This window comes from Polynucleobacter sp. IMCC30063, from assembly GCF_021395235.1.
Taxonomy (GTDB): Bacteria; Pseudomonadota; Gammaproteobacteria; order Burkholderiales; family Burkholderiaceae; genus Polynucleobacter.
This window is the reverse complement of sequence record NZ_JAJVCQ010000001.1, coordinates 639,596-658,436: the sequence shown is the minus strand read 5'-3', so window position 1 is coordinate 658,436 and position 18,841 is coordinate 639,596. Positions and strand designations below refer to the sequence as shown.

General features: G+C 37.8%; 11 protein-coding genes. 5 read left to right on the top strand and 6 right to left on the bottom strand.

Going from position 1 to position 18,841, the window contains the following annotated elements:
- Positions 1–50 precede the first annotated feature (50 nt).
- The 3 genes from LZG75_RS03390 to LZG75_RS03380 form a co-directional block, all read right to left on the bottom strand.
- Positions 51–2,156: a glycosyltransferase family 39 protein gene (locus LZG75_RS03390; RefSeq protein WP_233935173.1), complete on the bottom strand. Its 2,106-nt coding sequence runs from the start codon at positions 2,154–2,156 to the stop codon at positions 51–53.
- 73 nt (positions 2,157–2,229) lie between these two features.
- Positions 2,230–3,759, bottom strand: coding sequence for a hypothetical protein (locus LZG75_RS03385; RefSeq protein WP_233935169.1), 1,530 nt, complete (start codon positions 3,757–3,759; stop codon positions 2,230–2,232).
- A gap of 46 nt (positions 3,760–3,805) precedes the next feature.
- The gene (locus LZG75_RS03380; protein ID WP_233935166.1) at positions 3,806–5,947 is read right to left on the bottom strand and encodes a glycosyltransferase family 39 protein; all 2,142 of its coding nucleotides are present in this window, start codon (positions 5,945–5,947) and stop codon (positions 3,806–3,808) included.
- A 61-nt stretch (positions 5,948–6,008) separates the two neighbouring features.
- Here LZG75_RS03380 and LZG75_RS03375 point away from each other — a divergent pair, with 61 nt between their 5' ends.
- Together LZG75_RS03375 and LZG75_RS03370 are read left to right on the top strand one after the other, a co-directional pair.
- A complete protein-coding gene (locus LZG75_RS03375) occupies positions 6,009–8,195 on the top strand; it encodes a DUF6311 domain-containing protein (RefSeq protein ID WP_370635387.1) in 2,187 nt (728 codons plus the stop codon).
- Positions 8,196–8,220: 25 nt separating this feature from the next.
- Positions 8,221–9,690, top strand: coding sequence for a glycosyltransferase (locus LZG75_RS03370; RefSeq protein ID WP_233935160.1), 1,470 nt, complete (start codon positions 8,221–8,223; stop codon positions 9,688–9,690).
- On the opposite strand, the gene LZG75_RS03365 is transcribed toward LZG75_RS03370, so the two are convergent.
- Both LZG75_RS03365 and LZG75_RS03360 read right to left on the bottom strand, forming a co-directional pair.
- Positions 9,674–11,905, bottom strand: a complete 2,232-nt coding sequence (locus LZG75_RS03365) for a DUF6311 domain-containing protein (protein WP_233935157.1) — start codon at positions 11,903–11,905, stop codon at positions 9,674–9,676. The two genes, LZG75_RS03370 and LZG75_RS03365, sit on opposite strands and share 17 nt — an antisense overlap.
- A gap of 31 nt (positions 11,906–11,936) precedes the next feature.
- Positions 11,937–13,172 (bottom strand): class I SAM-dependent methyltransferase, encoded by a 1,236-nt coding sequence (locus LZG75_RS03360; RefSeq protein ID WP_233935153.1) that lies wholly within the window; start codon positions 13,170–13,172, stop codon positions 11,937–11,939.
- Between the two features lie 171 nt (positions 13,173–13,343).
- Between LZG75_RS03360 and LZG75_RS03355 the strand changes: the two genes are divergently transcribed.
- The 3 genes from LZG75_RS03355 to LZG75_RS03345 are packed head-to-tail and all read left to right on the top strand — an operon-like array spanning position 13,344 to position 16,595.
- On the top strand, positions 13,344–13,862 hold the full coding sequence (locus LZG75_RS03355; RefSeq protein ID WP_233935151.1) for a hypothetical protein: 519 nt from the start codon (positions 13,344–13,346) through the stop codon (positions 13,860–13,862).
- Positions 13,863–13,867: 5 nt separating this feature from the next.
- Positions 13,868–14,446 carry a hypothetical protein gene (locus LZG75_RS03350; RefSeq protein WP_233935147.1) on the top strand — a complete coding sequence of 193 codons (579 nt, stop codon included), beginning with the start codon at positions 13,868–13,870 and terminating at the stop codon, positions 14,444–14,446.
- Entirely contained in the window at positions 14,436–16,595 is a 2,160-nt protein-coding gene (locus tag LZG75_RS03345; RefSeq protein WP_233935145.1) for a DUF6311 domain-containing protein, read from the top strand. Before LZG75_RS03350 ends, LZG75_RS03345 begins: the two co-directional genes overlap by 11 nt.
- 42 nt (positions 16,596–16,637) lie before the next feature.
- On the opposite strand, the gene LZG75_RS03340 is transcribed toward LZG75_RS03345, so the two are convergent.
- Positions 16,638–18,809, bottom strand: a complete 2,172-nt coding sequence (locus LZG75_RS03340; protein ID WP_233935142.1) for a DUF6311 domain-containing protein — start codon at positions 18,807–18,809, stop codon at positions 16,638–16,640.
- Between the last annotated feature and the right edge of the window lie 32 nt (positions 18,810–18,841).

Genomic DNA, 18,841 nt, shown 5'->3' with positions numbered 1-18,841 from the left:
TAGATTCAATTTTGTTAATGAAGATGACAGAATACAAGTTATATTAAAAATTACCAAATAAATTCCATGCTTTTAACTCCAATACCGAGCTGTCGCTCATCCTGCCCTATTCCTAGTGTCGCTGGAGCGGTTGGAGCAGGTATGGTAATTTCTAAAATGCTTGATTTTTCGTAATTATTAATTGCAATGACCTCCTCGGAATAATTATCATTCAATTTGAATTGGGTCTTAAAATTTCCTACTTTGAGAATTAATTCTTGATTACTATTTTTAGAAAATGCTCTGGCATTTATTTTAAGGTTAAATTTTCTTGGAAGTGGATGCTTGAATTCTAGTCTAATTTTTTTTGCAATTGACCAGGCCCCCCAAGATTCTGGATAATCAAAACCATCTATTTTTATTACATACTCGGGCCAATCATTTTTCCTAAAATCAAGTATAAAATTGCCATGCCCACCATAAAGAGTGGCATTTCCTAATGGCAGATAATCCATATGGGTTTGCTCTAAAGCATTTTGAGCAATCGGATAATCGCCTAGCAATAAAACCCTTGATTTATTTGGCGGCATCATTGATAGGTCATAGATACCATTGGGAATCAATTCTTGTGTAGTAATTGCTGGATTATCAAAATAAAATAAAAGATTAGGCTGCGGTTTAACGCTGGCTACAACTAATTCGCTAATATCCTTAGCGCCTAGATAATTACGTATAAATATGCCAACCTTGTCATTGTCAGCAGGCTGAGATCGAGTATTTTTTAAAAATACATCCATTCCTATATTGGAATAAATTGCAATCATTGGAAAAACTATAAATAAAAATAAATAATTTCCCCATCGAATTTTATATATCCAAATACACAGATTAATAAATACAGCGATTCCTAGACAATAAAAAACAAAGGGCTTTTCAGAAAACCAATCTGAAACCCAATAGGGCATCGACTTAAAGAAAAGTAAGCACAGTACAACCAAAGCGGATAGACTGCCAATTGCAAACTTAAGGCCTAATCTATCTTTATCGCGTAACAAGCTTAAGGAGGCTGACGTACATATTAGAAAAAGCGGAAAAGCAAATTCATAATATCGTCTCATGGGATAAATTTCCCCCGAGGACAGTCGCACTAAAAACCAATTAAAAAGGCTTGTGACTACAATTAAATTGCCAATAAAAATAGTTGTAATAAGATAAATTTTATTACTTGATGTGTGCCCAGCTTCAATTACTTTTTTAAAGAAATTTATTTTTAGAAAGTAAATAGTAGAAGCTATCGGCACTGAAAAAATAAATAATAAGGGTAATAAATTTACAGAAAAAGCATAAATTAGCAACTTTGAGTTTTTAATAAAGGAGTTATTAGTTGTGAGGCTATGAATTTCAGGACCAATGCCCGCAGGTACTGCCTCAGTACTTACTAATTTTGTTGCAGCCTCTACACTATCGCTATACATACTACCTAGAATTGTTAAGCCATTATTACCGGCGACTAACCAACTAAAAATAAACTTTGTACCGAACGCAAAAATTGTAAATAACCCTAATCGTATGAATAAATTCTTTGCGTTTTTGTTGCTTTGGTTTTCATAACCAGCATATATTAGATAAATTAAATATGCAGGCAAAATAAGGACAGAATTTACCTTGATAAGCATTGAAACCCCATATAGGAACCCCATTAGACACCACTGCACTATTAGAGTTTTTTGATTGATTTCAAGTAAGGCCCAAATAGATACCCAAAAAATAAAGAAATAAGCTGCCTCCACCATAAAAAAAGCAGTGAAATAATTAAAGGGGGCGATTATCGAGAATAGACCGATGAATAATGCAGTATTTTGATTACATACTTTCTTGGTAATGCCGTAAATGGGGAAAAAAGCTGCTACATAAAATATGCTATTTAAAAATTGGACACAACTCCAAAATGCATCGCCACAAGAATTTGTAGCGCGGTATATTAAGTAATATAAATAGTTTGGATAGTGAGCAAAAGATAAAGGCTCTAGACGAGAAAATTTATTGTAAAAATATTCATCAATGACAATTGGGTATAAAGAGCTGTTACGAAAATATAAAGATATAAAAAAAAGAAATAAAAGTCCGCCAATAATATATGGGATAAATTTACATAAATAGAACTTTAGTTTATTCACAATTTTATATTTTGTGACCTTAAATTTGGTTATTTATTAGAGTGTTACTAAATTTCACAACATGAGTTTATATTTATTTATAACTTGGCATTTCTTCTATACCGTAATATTTTTTTAGCATTTTTCCAAATGTAAAGGTAAGCCAACTCGGTGAATCATAGGCCGGGAAAGGTAATTTGGCACCCTCGATGTTATGAAGTTCTATTTTTGTATCTATTACCGCGAATTTATTTGGATTTTGAATAGTTAAATTATAGGCGCGCTCAACCAATAAAGCTCTATTTGAATTTCTTTCATAAAACGAGAAAAAAAGCATTAGATATTGAGTGGTAAGGATAAAAATTAGCAAGGCAATAAAACTCTTGATTGGCCAGATTCTTGAATTCAAATTAATTGCAAAAAAAGAAAAAAATAAAATTAAATATAACTTTGCAGGTAAGAATAATGCCCCCCATGGATAGATATTAAAATTAAAAAAATTAAGACTCGTAAATTTTGATAAGCAAGCAATAATTATAAAAGATGCGAGACTTAATGAAATTCCCGTCATTATTAAAATGCTAAGCATAGGGCCATTAACAAAGTAATGCTTAAAACTAAACACAATATTTAGTCTTTTATATACATAAAATAGTAATAAATAAATGCATGTAATTCCAATTATAAAAATGCCGTGTGATTTTGCGAACATGAGAAGCCAATTATTATCACTTGGGATAATGCTATTTATTGAAAATTGAAATCCACTGATCAGAATTTGCCCTTTAGTTCTAATTCGTTCTGAAAAATTTAAAATTAGAAACATGCAATACATTGTTAAAAGAATAAAGCAGATCGCGTAGAAGGAAATTACTTGTCTCTCTGCTAAAAACCTAAAACTGTTGATGTATGGATACCTATTTTTGGTTAGTTTATTAATAAAATTAAATGCAACCATGCTAAAAAACGTTAGCGCCAAAATCAGACAATAGGCCTCTAGAGAAAATACGCACACATAAATTAATACAAGAAATAGTGCAGAAGGTGGCCTAAGGATTTGATTTTTTTGTGTACCTGCATCTACCCCTCTTGGATACAAAATTTTTATAATTTCTACTAAAAGCAAAAAAGAAAGGAAAGCAGGTACTTCATAAGAAATAATGTAGGTATGATTTTGCCAAGGCAGGATTGAGGCTATGCCAATTGCAATTGAAATATTTACTAAGATTAAAAATGCTTTATCGTTTTTATTGTCATTATATAAATTAATAAAATTTACAATGTATAAATAAACCACCGTTAAAAATGATGAAAAAAATACGGCTGATAAAATCTTATGTACCCAAAAGAATGAAAGTCCAAAAATATTGTTAAGAGGGAAATATAAAAAATCAAGTACGTATGTAAATAGGGCTTGTCCAAAAGGGTCAAAAACTCTATTTGGAATCCAGGTTTTTGAAAATGAAGGAATGTAGACGTCCCTCCAAATTTGTCCTGAAATACTTACAAAGTCATCTCCACTTAAGTAAGCATTATTTAATGTTGAAATAAAAATAATAGTAAAAAAAGTAAAAGTAATAATTTTTTGAAATCGAATTTCATCAATTTTATTTTGTAAATTCATTTTGAAATTTTTTAATTTGCCGGTATTTTTAAAAAAGGGTTAAGCTTTATTCAAATATTATTGAAACAATACCTATACCAAGTGGACGGGAATCCTCATATCCTTTAATTATATCTTGTGGTGCTACCCGATCTAAAGAGCGAATTTCTATCTCCACATAGTTCGTGGGTCGCTTTTGCTTGGATAAAACTAGAGTAATCATATTTCCTACAGACTTATTTAAGACGAAAGTTTGGGTAGGGCCCCCGTTAACCCTTATCTCAATTCGTTGAATGGGATGCTTTGGTGAAACTAAGGCATTCATTTCTAAAGTGAGTGTTTGGGGCTTTCCTCCACTGGGTGTAGCGATTAGGAGTGTCGCTTTATCTGCTGCTGCCCAAGTGCCCCAGTTTTCGGGATAATGCCAGCCAATACCGAGACGATCGGCCATACCAATACCAAGTAAAAAATAGGTGCCTTTTGCTGCTTTACTAAATTCAATCTTCTCCCCAATCTCAACACTTGGGACGGGTGGATTTAGCTGATTTTTATAAATTGAAATAATCGTTTCATCACCGATTTTGATGTCATGATAAGGAACGTATGTATTTTTGGAATTTATGAAAGGTTCAGGGTTAGTGCGATAGATATCAATCATGTAATCGGCTAACAAAGGCGAATGAACTCCATAAAGCCGTCCATATTCAGTTGGATCCATCAGTCTTGAGCCACCAAAATCAGTCAACTGGCTTACCGACCCCACCTTAACAAAGGGTTTAGTGTCATGGCGAACAACATACTCTAATGCCTGCTGACTTCCTAAACTCCAGTAATCAACATCAAAATGGCTTTTCCAATCTTTTCCCGCTAGCATATTGAAATACATACTTTCAAATGGATGGGCTTTAAACATCCAAACTCCAAGAAAAGCAAGGTAGAGACTAAAGCAAATAATGCTAGCGCGGTAAAAGAAAATATAAGAGTCTATTTTTCCTAAAAACCAAATCCATCCCTTTAATGCAAGCAAAATAAAAAAGGGATACACAAAAAATAAATGGCGCCAACTATCGTAAAGGGCCGAATGAAATACGATGACTGCCACAATGGGTGCTAAAAAAAGAGCGGTAAAAAATAAATCTTGTAACTGTACTCGGTTAGGGCCCAATAAAAAAGGTGATTTTATGAAGGTAAAAAAGGTAAACCCTAGACCAATCACAAAAAAAGGTAGGTATATTAGCGGGCTTGAAATTGCAATCCAAACGGGAACATAATGCCAAGGAACAGCAAATGAACCAATGATGTTCCCTAGGTACAAAACTTCTAACTCAAAGGGAATATGCGCCATCACCATAAAAGCTTGCCATAAACGCTCCCAAGGACTTTCCCATAGCCAAGGCCAAAATAAAATTGCTAAGCCAATAAACGTGATCAGGTAAATAAAAAGGGGCTTTAAATATAGTTGTGGAAGTTCTTTGTTATTTGCCCTACTTATGACTCTGATTAGCCACTGCCAAAAAATCAAGGCCAAAATTAAGGTGGGCACTAAAATACCTAAATTACGAACATCAAATGCTATCGCGCTCCATAGGCCACCTAAAATTGCCAAGCGCCAATTAGGCTTAAGAAAAAAAGCTAAGCTGGCATTTGCGGCCAAGCTAAAGCTTGCCAAAAAGACAATATCCATCGAATTAAAAAAAGCATTACCAAAAATCCGCGGGCTAAGTACCAGCATAAGAGCAGCTAACAGACCAACTCGCCAATCAGCAAAACGGCGTGCGGCAATTTGATACAAAGCAAAAACACCGCCAACAAATGCGAGGTAGATTAAAAAATGTCTTAAGCGGTAGACATCCCGTTCAGTGGCAATTTCATTACCAAACCACAACTTCTCTATTGCAGCTGAGGCACTTTCAAACACAGCACCATGCTCTGCCTCGGTTGGCGAGAGCTCCTCAAAGCGATTGCGCGCATCTTGCTTTAATGGATCAATATTTTGCCAATCTGGCCAATTAAATAACTTACCTAGGTAATTAATGGTCACTATGCCGCGCTGACGATTAATCGATTCATCGCGCGTAAAACCATAGTCGGAATAAATGCTCCAACCCAATACCACCATCAAAAGAAAAAAGAGGCCAACCCAAAAACGGCGCCCAGCATGATCTGCCTTAGCAAACCGCAAACAGCGTGGTGTTATATTATCGAGCACTTTTAGCGTCTTTTCCTTTGCTTATTTTCATAAGCGTTCATAGTAAGATTGGCTTTATGCCTTGGTTAAACACAATACCTTGAATTTCCAACCGCTCACTAGGCCCTTTTGGAATAAGCTCATCCCAATCCTTTTGGGGGTAATAGCCTATTTTGTTGTGGTGGGGCCTGAGCATCTCAATCCTACTAATATTAATTGGATACAAGGCGGCGATGGCGCCCAACATTATTTGGGGTGGACTTTTTTTCGTCATGATGGTTGGCGATTTCCAATCGGTCTTAACCCAAATTATGGGGCCAATATTGGCTCTTCGATTGTCTTTGCCGATGCTATTCCCCTTTTTGCCATCCCCTTTAAGATCTTAAGCCCGTGGCTTGCCACTGACTTCCAATATTTTGGGCTTTGGACCTTATTGTGCTTTATTTTACAAGCTTGGTTTGGCTGGCTATTAACTGGCCTTTTCACCCGAACTTTAGCCGTTCAAATCATGGGGTCTGGGCTCTTTGTATTTGCTATCCCCATGCTCTTTCGCATTAATTTGCATGCTGCTCTAACTGCACATTTTTTTATCTTAGCAGCCTTATATCTCAACTTATCTCGTCTTCAAAATCATCGGCTTTGGTATTGGGCATTGCTCCTAGTGGGCTCATTAGCAACCCATTTCTATATTTTTGCAATCATTGCTGCTCTTTGGTTAGCAAGTGCTCTAGATAGTTATTGGCCTAATAAAACCCTCAGCCTAAAAAAACTACTCATTGAAATCACTAGCTTAGTTACCTTTACCGGATTCATGGCTTGGCAGCTTGGATATTTTGCTAGCGCATCAAATGAAACAGTTTTAAATCATTACAGCGGTTTTAGCCCAGAATTCTTTGTTTTTTTTAATTCTAATGGCTGGTCTTATTTATTGCCCAGTTTTTATTCAACAACCGAGGAAAAAAATAATTTTCTTGGGCTGGGAATAATCTCGCTTTTAATAATCGGGTTAATTGGCGCATTTTTTAAAAAAATTCCGCTCTGGTCAAAATTAAAGTATTACCCCTTTTTTATTTTAAGTTTAGTTGTATTGGCTCTAGTAGCTTTTTCTAATCATGTAGAAATTGGCCCCTGGGCTTTTGATTACCCACTGCCGCTTTCTCTCCAATTTGCTTTAGGTAACGTACGAAATTCAGGGCGTTTTTTATGGCCCCATATGTATCTCATTACCTTCCTAGTAATCTATCTCATTACTCGCGCTTTTGCAAAGCGCGCTGTTTTTATTTTAATGCTTGGCCTTCTTTTACAAATTGGCGATAGTAGTATTAAATGGTATTCAATGCGGCAATTTATTAGTACCACAGCGCATCAACCTAGTGCCTTTGCTAAAGCGACCCAAGGACTCAAAAGTTCATTTTGGAATATAGCAGCACAAAAATATCAGCGTATCGATATGATTCCATTAAAACAAATGAGCATGCAATATTTCACTAAAGGTGAGGATTGGGACTGGGCACGATTTGCCAGTTTTGCTGCTACCCATAAACTTGCCACTAATATGGTTTATCTCTCGCGCGTGGACACCAAAAAAATCGATGCTGCCAATGCGCACTATGACCGCCTCTTTAAAGAAGGGAAATTTGACCCAAATACCATCTATATTCTTGACCAAGAAAAAATCGTTCCGGCTTTAATGCATCTAAATTCCGAAGCAGATCTCTTAGCCAATATTGATGGCATGATTGTTTTGGCGCCAGGCTGGAAAAACTGCCAATTTTGCCCAGTTATTCCAATTGACCATGAATACCGCGCTGCTTTTATTAGGCCAGTACTTAATCAGCCAGTGATGTTTAATAAGGATGGTAATGGTACGTGGTATTTAATTGGCATAGGTCAGTTTCCCATCATCGGCTGGGGCTGGTCATACCCAGAAAGTTGGGGAGCCTGGGCTGAAGGGCGAGAAGCCCATTTGGCCTTACCTACACCACTAGCACCCTTTTCTAGCCTTATTTTTGATACTAACCCCCTTCTTAGCCCATCTCACCCAAAGCAGCGCGTGGTGGTCAAAATAAATGGCGACTTTCATTCACTGCAAATTCTAGATGACACGCATCGTCAAATGCGACTGTCCATTAACTCTGAGAAATTAGGTCGTCCTGACTATTTGGCCATTGAATTCATTTTTATTGATCAGGCTAAACCCCAAGAAATTGGGCTTGGAGTAGACGCTCGGGTTTTATCCATCGGCCTTATTTCAGCAATTTTTGAATAATTCAACTTAACTTACAATTGAGCTTATGAATTTACCCACTCCCACCAATTCACTTCTCATCTTTATTCCGACTTATAACGAAGTCGATAATGTCCAAACGATTCTTAGATTATTACTCGAGCAAAAATTACCTGCAGATATTCTTTTTGTGGACGATAACTCCCCTGATGGCACTGGTAAGCTCCTCGATCAATTAGCCAAAGAACATACGAACGTACACGTTATTCACCGCTTAGGTAAAGATGGCATTGGTAGCGCCCATAAATTTGGTATTAATTGGGCTTATGAGCATGGCTATCAAAAACTTGTGACCATGGATTGTGACTTAACCCACTCACCTAAATATATTCCCCAGTTTTTAGAGCAAAGTGAACATGCTGATATTGTTGTTGGTTCGCGTTACATGCTAGCTGATAGTCTTAAGACTTGGAATCTCAAGCGTCGTACGATGACGCATTTAGGCTACTTTCTAACTAAAACTTTTTTAGGTTTAACCCAAGATGCTACTGGGGCGTACCGCCTTTACCGCCTGGATCAGGTGCCGCAGCATTTTTTAAATTTAGTGCAATCGAATAGCTACTCATTTTTCTTTGAAAGCCTTTTTGTACTAAATTACAATAATTATTCCATTGCTGAAGTGCCAACCCAGTTGCCCGCGCGCACTTATGGGCATTCTAAAATGCGCATGAATGATGTGATTAAAAGCCTAAGTCAATTACTTTACCTATACATCACTAAACTTACGAGCCCAGAGCAACTCACTATTTTAAAATCCGACGGTGTATCGATTGTCAGTTCTGGTGAGCAAGCTGATCCTCAAGGCTGGAATGAGTATTGGGATCGGGGTGCCAATAAAAAATCCCATTGGTTATATGGAGTCATCGCTTCGATCTACCGTAAATGCATAATTGGCCCAACCCTAAATCGTGCTATTTTTAGAAGCTTTTTACCCCAAGATATTCTGCTTCATGCTGGCTGTGGGAGCGGCCAAGTAGACCGCGATATCAGTCCACGGTACTCGATCTACGCCCTTGATATTTCCCCCGCAGCACTTATGCTTTACCAGCGCTCAAACCCAGCAGTAAAAAAATTAATTCATGGCTCAATTTTTGCTATCCCCTTAGAAGATAGTAGCGTTGATGGCATTTACAATCTTGGTGTGATGGAGCACTTTACTCCAGGAGAAATTCAAGCTATCTTGCATGAATTTAAGCGAGTCTTAAAACCCAATGGGAAAATTGTCTTATTTTGGCCAACACGCTTTAGCCTAACAGTAATGGCTTTAAAATTCATTCATTACATCCTCAATAATGTGTTGAAAAAAAATATTGTTTTACACCCCGCCGAAATCACTTACATCACTTCCAAGAGTCAAGCTAAAAAAATACTAGAGCTAGCCGGCTTTGAGCTAAATCGCTATAGTTTTGGTATTGCTGATGGTTTTACCCAAGCACTATTGATTGGTCAAAAACAAGGTGCTAAGGTAAAAACATAGCGCTCTTTAAGCCCATAGTGAGTTCACGACTATCGTCACTGGATTGCATATCCCGTAGTCTAATCGGCATAGGAAAACTAAAATTGACGCTCACTGCCCCTAAACTGCGTTCTTTTTCAGTAATGGGTATTTCAATGCTCGACTGCACTATCTGCGCACCTTGATCACCTAAAGTGGATGCCAAAGGCATTGAAATGCGCAATTCTTTTGGCTCTGTATGCAGAATAAAAAACCCTCGCACCGTTTCAGTAACCATGCTGATCTTTTGGTAACCAAGCTTAGGGTTAATTAAAAATTGCACCTGAAGTACTAGCTTATTTGCAATACCATCCTCAGGCAAAGGAATCGTTAAGGTTGCGCTGTTTCCAAAGGACCATACTCCCCAATTTTCTGGAAAAGACCAACCAGGGTCATTTTGATCGCTTTTTCCAAGCCCTTTTAAGAAAAGTGTGCCATTACCCCCCTTGCCAAAGAAAAGCTCATCTCTAAGCAATATCTTTGGATAGCGCAGTACCTGCGCCTCCAAATCGGGGGTCATTGCATGTTGAGCATACCAATTGGGGGCTAAAACGTTAAAACCATCAATTCTGGCTAATAAATCTTGCTTGTAATTAATGTGTTGCGCAGCAACCATCGCCTCTAAATCTTCTAAAATATATAGAGTATCGGAGCTAAATTGGCCAGAAAAATTCATAGCTTGCAATAACGCATTAGCCTGTAGATACCCCGCACTATTGACCCGACCCATTAAAAATGAGTTTGTAGCCATGCCATACTTAGCGGCAAATAAGGCAACTTCTTCCCAGCGCTTAGGCCAGTACTCAATTGGATCACGCGAGACTTTGCGATAGTGCTTGCCTGCCTTTTCCCAAAAGGGATTCGATAAGGTTTGCAAAAAACTTGTTCCTGGACCAGTCATGAGTTGTCTGCGTTGGGGTAACCACCCTGAGCTAGTATCTATTACTTGGATTAAAAAGCAAAAAAGAAAAATAAAAAAAGAAACTCTAGTGGAAAAGCCTTTGTAGACACAATAAATAAGTAGAAAAACCAAAGCATAGGCGGCGGGCCAAAAAAACCTCGCATTATTGCGAAAAATGGGACCTATGTAATCTAGCCACCATGGCAGTGCGATATCAAAAGATAAACTACCAAGGCCGATTGGCTTAAGAATAGAAAAAAATACGCAAAATAAACAAAAAAGTGCTAAAAATAAATGAGAAATAATTAAATTTTTTGTAATTATTTTTGGCTTTGAAAAGTATGCATAAAAAGCAAAGGGGATTAAGCCAATTACGCCTAAGCCTAAATAATTAAATCCCTCAAAAGAGGTTAATGGTACCCCATTAATTTGGTCAGTTGAAGATAAAAAAGAGGGTAAAATATAGGAGTAATATTGCGCATCAAATAAGGATAAGACATTCATCTTACCCATGCCAAATGGGCCTCCTGATGCTGCTCCTGCTGGAATGGCTAGATAGCCTGTAAGCCAAAATAGAAATCCTAACATAATTGTAATAGAACTGAGCTCTACAGCGCAATTCTTAAGTGAGATTTTTTTACTTAATAAAGTACTATCCAGTACATTACTAATCCATAAACCAAATACCATCACAAAAATATAAAATTGCACTAATAAAGAAATGCTTAAGACCAAAGCCCAAGCAGACCAGCGATAGACGTTCGTTTTACGTAAATTTAAGTAAAGTGCGGCCAAAATCAGAAATTGACTACTAAGTCCTACGTGAAGGCCAAGACGGATCATGAGCGGTGGCCAAAAAACAAACAAGGTGGTACAAAAAAAACGTTGCCATTTTGCTTGTGTAATTAATCCCATGAAAAGCCACGCTATTAGGGCCTGAAATACTAGGCATAGCATCGTCCATATGCCTAAATACTGAAAAGACTTTGGTAGGGCTGGTGTGAAAACTTTAAATAGAAAGGCCAAAAGCGGGATAGAGTCGGTGTAAACAATGGAAGTACTAATTTCCATACCCGCATCAGGATTTAATCCTAAGGGGATAGACCAAGGAGAATTACCAAAAAAAGCCCAGCCTAGATAACTCAATTTTGTATCTGAGGGAATAATCCAAGCTAAGTTTTCTGGATTTAAAGCTAATGGGCCTACCAAAGCAAAAAATGAGGCTACTCCCAATGAAAGCGGAATAAGCCACTCTACTAGCGATGATAAGCGCTCATTTTTAAAGCTACTTCGCATATGAAGCAATCAATATTGCGTGTCAGGCGCCTTAAGAAACAATCTCCAGCTCAGGCAAAGGGAAAACCAACTGCATACCCTTAAATTTTGGGTTATGAATAAAGTAAGACCTAAAGTGCCAAGGTAGCACAATTAAATAGTCTGGCTTTAAGGAAATTAACTCAGACTCAGGAATAATAGGTATCCAGCTTCCAGGTGTAAAGCAATTAAATTTTTCGCTATTAACTTCCCCTACGCAAAAAATATCGTTTGCACTAAGCCCGCAATATTGCAATAGCACATTACCTTTAGTAGAGGCCCCTAAAGCCGCTACTTTCTTACCCCTTACTTTGCAGTCTTTAATAAACGCCAATAATTGTTTTTTTACAATTTCAATTCGTTGAGAAAAAGCGGTAAATGGCTCTAAAGTATCCAAACCCATGGCAGTTTCTTGATCTAATATAGCCTTAACAGCTGGTTCAAGCTGATCACCAGCTTGTTTTTTACGCACTGTAATCGAGAAACTGCCGCCGTTGGTTTCATTTAACTCTACATCGACAATGTGCAAGCCAGCGCGCTCCACCATAAATTGAATTTGCTTGAGCGCATAAAATTCTAAATGCTCATGACAGACCGTATCAAATGAATTGGTTTTTAGCATGGTAGGCATATAGCTTTGCTCAAAAACCCAGATACCATCATCAGCCAGAACTTGGGCAATTTCTTGCATAAAAGCCATGGGATCTTCAAGATCATAAAACATTGAAAATGAGGTAATTACTTTGGCTTTTCGACCGGGATATTTTTTCGTCACGAGATCTGCGGAAAAAAAATCGGGAATTAAATCGATATGCTCTGGATAGTATTGATGAAACTTAATTCCTGTTGGGTCAATGCCAACTAAAGTGGCAACATTTTTGGGATAAGCCTGTAAAGAGGTGCTGTCATTACTACCAATATCAATAACTAAATCTCCGGACTTCAGTTCAATGGCCTGCAAAATTTTGGCAATCTTGCCATGTAAATGGTCGACCATGCTTTTATTAAGGCCGGATCGATAGCCATAATTTAAGCCATACATTTCAGCTAAATCATAGGAATGCTCTAATTGCACAAGACCACATGCCTTTTCACCACAGCATTTGACTAAGCGCAATGGCCCTGATGTCACCGTCTGGGTATTTTTTTCAGTTGGAAATACCCCCGTTAACATCTGGGTTCCCAAATCAAGGATCTGGGTTAGCTGGGTATTTTTACAAATTCGACATTGACTTATTTTTTTGATCATCTCAATTGCCTGTAAATTAAACTTACGATTTTCGTTTTGCTCGCAAACCCGCTTTAAAATTCAAAAAGGGGGGGAAATTGCTCCATTAACAGCATTGTAGAATAAAATTGCTTTTTATCCGCTTATCTATTGGCATGCTCATGAGTCGTCTTTCAAGGAATAAACTGAAATATGCTTGGTAATGCGTTATTAACTGCTTTTGTTTTACTAGTAACAGCTTGGTTTATTCATTTTCTAATTTGGAAAATCCGTATTCCAGTAGCCTATCCCTACTGGATTATTGCGATTTTTTTTCTCACTTTCCTAGCGTATGGCATATTTTATGTTTTTACAAGTAGTGAGCCTGTATTCATTCAATTTTTATGGATACTAGCTTGTCTGACGCCATATGGGCTTATTGGCTGCGCCTACCTGATGATTTATGCTGGCATTATCGAATACAGTCCTTCAGTAGAAATACTACTAGAAATTAAAAAATATATGCCTGCTGGTATTAATACTAGTGAATTGGTTATTAAAACCCTGCCAGAAGATAAGTTAACAGGTCTTCGTATTCAGCATTTACTCGATTCAAACATGCTAACTGAGCAAAACGGTGAACTCTTAACCACGTCCAAAGGCCAAAGATATGCAAGATTTATTACTTGGTATAGAGCGCTTTTATTTATTCGCTATCCAGGCGAAGGCTAAGCAACATGTCAGATCATATTGCTTTTAACTTTACTGAAGAACTGATTATTGGTTTATCTGTAGCTTCTTTTTTCTGTCTTTTTGGATTAACCGCTTTTCTCAATTTTGTATCGGTCAAGCAAGGTAAAAAACCAATTACCCATACCTCGTCTTTACTGGCGGGAAAAATTATCAATGTTGTCTTCATTGTTTTAGTGGCATCTCTCAGCTTTTTTGGAGTGATTCCCACAGCCCATTGGCTTGATTTTTTATATCTATTTATTTGCATTAATGCGGCGATCAAAATCAATTGGAACTTATTTGCTGCAACTGATACATCAATGCATACAAAATTACTAACCACCATTAATCGCTTAGGTCCGATTTCAAAGGCGCACTTACTTCAACTTTATAACCGCGAGGCTATTTTTAGCGCCCGCATCCCTCGCTTACTAGCACTGGGTCAGATTCAAATTCTTAACGGCAAATACCTACTAAGTGGAAACTTTGTTCTGTATGGAGCCAAAGTATTGGCATTATTTCGCCTAATTCTTGGCATTCCCGTGCGCCCTCCATTAAACCTTCAAAAGCACGATGACCAATAACACCATTAAGCGTCTGCAAGGCTTAATTCCTTTCATTTTAGGTTTACTTGGATTTGCTATCGTTGCCGGCCCAAATGGCTTAGACCCCACTAATATTGGGTGGCTAGATACGGGTGGCGACCTGAGCTTGCACTACCTCAGTTGGGATTTTTTTCGCCATGGGCCATGGACATTCCCTTTGGGAATGAACCCAGACTACGGCATTGATATCAGCTCATCGATTGTCTATTCAGATTCAATTCCTATTTTTGCTTTTATATTCAAACTACTTTCACCACTACTATCAGAGCCATTTCAATATTTTGGCATTTGGTATTTCTGTTGTTTTATTCTGCAGGCCTATTTTGCTTGGCTTTTACTCAGCTTATTAAAGCCTAGTTGGCAAATTCAATCCTTGGGAACATTACTTTTTGTCTTTGCTCCACCTTTTCTAATTCGAGTTGGCTTTCATGCATCATTTTCTGGCCAATTTTTAATTTTGGCTGCTCTGTATTTATCGCTAAGGCAGAATCAAAAAAATCGAGCATTGTGGTGGATTTTATTAATCGCTATATCTGCCTTAATTAATGGCTATATTTTATTCATGGGTTTAGCACTGTTCATAGGTAGTTCACTGGATTTAATTTATTTCAAAACTAAAATTCGTCTTCGCCAATTTATTGTTGAACTTATCGCTTTGGTCATTATTTTAATTCTATTTTTTTGGGTGACAGGATACTTCGTACCGGGTGCTAGCGGCGGCGAATTTGGCATAAAAAAAATGAATTTATTAGCGCCTATTCTTCCGGGTGGTTGGGCTGGCTTGCCTTGGTCATACTTCTACAATTTACCAGCAGAGTGGAATCATTTTGAAGGTTTTAATTATTTTGGCATAGGCGTTATTACCTTAATTTTTATCCTAATTTTTTATTACAAAAAATGGGTGACCAGTTTCATTAAAATCATTAGAGAGCATTTATTTTTAATAATAGTCATCGGCGCCCTCGCTTGCTTTGCTCTTTCTAATAAGATAGCTATAGGTGGATGGGAAATAAACATTCCTTTATCTGAATTCTTATTAAATTTAGTAAGTACTTTTCGCGCATCAGGAAGAATGTTTTGGCCCGCATATTACGCAATCATTTTCTTTAGCATTTACCTAAGTCTTAAAATATTTAATCAAAAGAATCTAATTTGGCTTTTAAGTTTTATTTGCTTACTGCAAATTGGTGATACCAGTGCTGGGTGGCGTGAAATTCGAACCCGATTTGGTGAAAATCCTTCTTCAAAATTTCAATCAGAACTAACAACGCTATTAGTTGATCCATTTTGGGATTCCGTAGCGAATAAATATCACAAACTTGTTGTATACCCAATACACAGAGATGTTGAAATCTTACCTAGAGGGTGGAATACATGGGCCTACTATGCTGCAACTCATCGTATGGCTACAAATTCAATATTTCTGGGTAGGTACGATGATAAAAAAATCAAACTGGCTGGGGCCAAAATTGATCAAGCCATTATGAGCGGTCAATTTGACCCTGACACACTCTATATTTTTGATGATGAACGAATTTTGCCAGTATTAACGCACCTTGATCGCTCTAAACATCTATTTGCAAGAATAGACGGATTTAATGTTCTGGCGCCTAATTGGAAAACCTGCTCAAGCTGTAAATTACCTTTGCCAGATCAGGAAATGAATAAAAGTTTCCAAATTCCGACCTTAAATACTCCAATTGATTTTTCAAAAAATGGGCACGGTGCTGATTATTTGCTAAACCTTGATGCTAAACAAATTATTGGACGTGGTTGGAGTTGGCCTGAGGAATTTGGCGTTTGGTCTGAAGGAAGCCCAGTTCAGCTTGTGATTCCACTACCAAATCCGAAACCGACAAAGCTCATCATTAACTGTAGAGCATTAATAACCCAAAACCACCCGTCTCAAAGTGTGCAAATATTTATCAATACTATTTTTATGGGAAATTTTTTACTTGAAAATGGCGATAACAATATACTGACGATAGATATTCCAAAAAATGATCTCAAAGATTATGTATCTATTGAGTTTAAATTTCCAGCTAACTTAGCCAGCCCAAAAAGTTTAGGCATGGGTGATGATGAGCGGCTTTTGGGCATTCGGATTAAATCGATTACTTTTAACTAAAGTATTATTCCTAATGACAACTCAATTTTATTCGAATTAATCCTAGCGAAATTCAGCTGAAATAAGCCCTATTCCTAATGGCCTAACATCACTTCCTAGTCCTAATTTTAGTGGGCTAATATTGTCTGGTAATTTAAATTCAACTAGCAGATAGTCTTCTGTTGCTGATTGTGAGATAGGCAGTTCAATCTGAGTCATATCGCTATTACTAAGCGTAATATTTTTTACTAATGCGCCATTGAGCCAAATTTCGACCCGCTGAAATGGATGCTTGGCACTAGTAAATGCCTTGATTGCCAGATCTAATATTTTTGCCGGATGTTCTGGAAGCGGCAATATAACTTTGGCCTTTTCACCTTCAGACCAAACACCCCAAGACTCTGGAAATGCCCAGCCCCAACCTTTATTTTGGCGATTATTAATGCCGATTAAAAAAGCCGTGGCCAGACTTTCCTTATTAAAGAAAATGGGTTGGCGTAAAGCTACTTTTGGTAATGGAGGTAAGGTTTGAATTTGAACATCCGGAATAGCTTGGCAACTAGCGCAATTAAGCCAACCCGGTGCCAAAACATTAAACCCATCAATACTAGCAAAGACATCCTTCGTAGGATCCATGTGCATGAGGACAGGTAAGCGCTTTTCATCGCTAATGATGTACAAAGAATCCTGCTGATATTTGCCGGCTCTGATCATTTGATCTAACTGCTCACGTGCCTTAGTAAGCTTAAGTGTGTCATAACGCGACAACCAAGCAGAATTAGTCCCCAAGTGATTTTCTGCAGCATAGTTAGCCCAAATTTGCCACTCTATATATAAGTTGGGAGGGCCAGTTGGAAAATTAGAATTAATCACATTGGTATAGTGTTTAGCAGCTTGGGCCCAAAATGGATCATGTAGTGGGCTATTTAGAGTCTTCGTTTGTGCGGTATTGGCAAACTGGCGGTGGATGGGCCACCACCCTGCACTACTATCAATTACCTGTAGAGCTACAGCAATTAATAGTAAAAAATAAACTTTTTTACTTTGGTAGCCCCGAATCACAATAAATAAAATTCCCAGACCAATCAAATAGTAAAGCGGCCAAATCATCCGTGCTGAGCCCCGAAAAATACTAGCTAAAGAAAAAAGGGCGTCTGGTATGGGAATAATAAAAGTATGGCTTGCAATCCGAATGGTATTAGTAACTGCAAATACACTCAAACAAGCAATTGCTGCAATAAAAAAAGGATGCGCTAAGCTGTAGTTCTTTATTTGCTGATAAGCTAAAGTGCTTTTAGTTAGGGCAACCCCAGCTAATAAGAGCATTCCTAAGCCTAAGTAATTAAAACTTTCTAAACTGCCCCCTGGAATACTGGGCAATATATAAGACCAGCCTTGAGAATCAAAAAAAGATAAAAGCCCAAAGCCATAGACACCAAAATCACCCGTTCGCGATGACAATGCACTAACCTCAAAAAACCCCATTTGCCACAGCACGAGGCTAACGCCAATTGTCACAATACCTACCTCAAGTGCAGCTGAGAAATACGTAATTGTTTTTCTTACCCATAAGGTATCAAGCAAATTACTAATCCAAAGGGCGATAATCATCGCCAATAAATACAACATTACAGAAGACGTGATACAAAGTAATGCTGTCCAAGCCAAAATTCGATATTTTTGTTGAGGCTGCAAATTGAAGTAGATGGCTGCCAGAATCAAAAAATGGCCCGCAAGCGCCTCATGCATATTCATGCGCCAAATCATTGGCGGTGATATGACAATTAAGGCAGTAGCGAAAGTTCGTAAATAATTATTTTGGGTGGCATATCCAAGACAGGCCCAAGCAAAACTAGCTTGCAGTACAAAGCAGAGTAAAAACCAGATCCCAAAATACTGAAAGGGTTCGGCAAGATAGGGCGAAAAGGCTTTAAATAGCACCGCCAAAAGGGGAATTGAATCTGCATATAAAATAGCAGAGCTGATATTGAGTCCATATTGTGGGCTTAAACCAATCGGTAAGGTCCACGGGTGATGGCGAAAAAATACCCACCCTAAATAATGCTGCGTTGGGTCATAGCCCCCGTCAAGCCAGCCGATATTGCTTGGGATAAGCGGCAAATAGCCAATAACCAAAAAGAATGCAAAGAGCCCCAGCGCTACCGGAATAAGCCATTGCCATCTGGATTGATGCGCAAGGGGTACGTTATTGAAAGACTGATTTAATAGAGTCAATTGGTCTTATGGGGTATCCCATTTAGATAGTA

Excerpts from the sequence above, each read along its gene's own strand:
- LZG75_RS03360 (WP_233935153.1), bottom strand. The coding sequence starts at position 13,172 with ATGATCAAAAAAATAAGTCAATGTCGAATTTGTAAAAATACCCAGCTA.
- LZG75_RS03365 (WP_233935157.1), bottom strand. The coding sequence starts at position 11,905 with ATGCGAAGTAGCTTTAAAAATGAGCGCTTATCATCGCTAGTAGAGTGG.
- LZG75_RS03370 (WP_233935160.1), top strand. The coding sequence starts at position 8,221 with ATGAATTTACCCACTCCCACCAATTCACTTCTCATCTTTATTCCGACT.
- LZG75_RS03355 (WP_233935151.1), top strand. The coding sequence starts at position 13,344 with ATGCTTGGTAATGCGTTATTAACTGCTTTTGTTTTACTAGTAACAGCT.
- LZG75_RS03345 (WP_233935145.1), top strand. The coding sequence starts at position 14,436 with ATGACCAATAACACCATTAAGCGTCTGCAAGGCTTAATTCCTTTCATT.
- LZG75_RS03385 (WP_233935169.1), bottom strand. The coding sequence starts at position 3,759 with ATGAATTTACAAAATAAAATTGATGAAATTCGATTTCAAAAAATTATT.
- LZG75_RS03350 (WP_233935147.1), top strand. The coding sequence starts at position 13,868 with ATGTCAGATCATATTGCTTTTAACTTTACTGAAGAACTGATTATTGGT.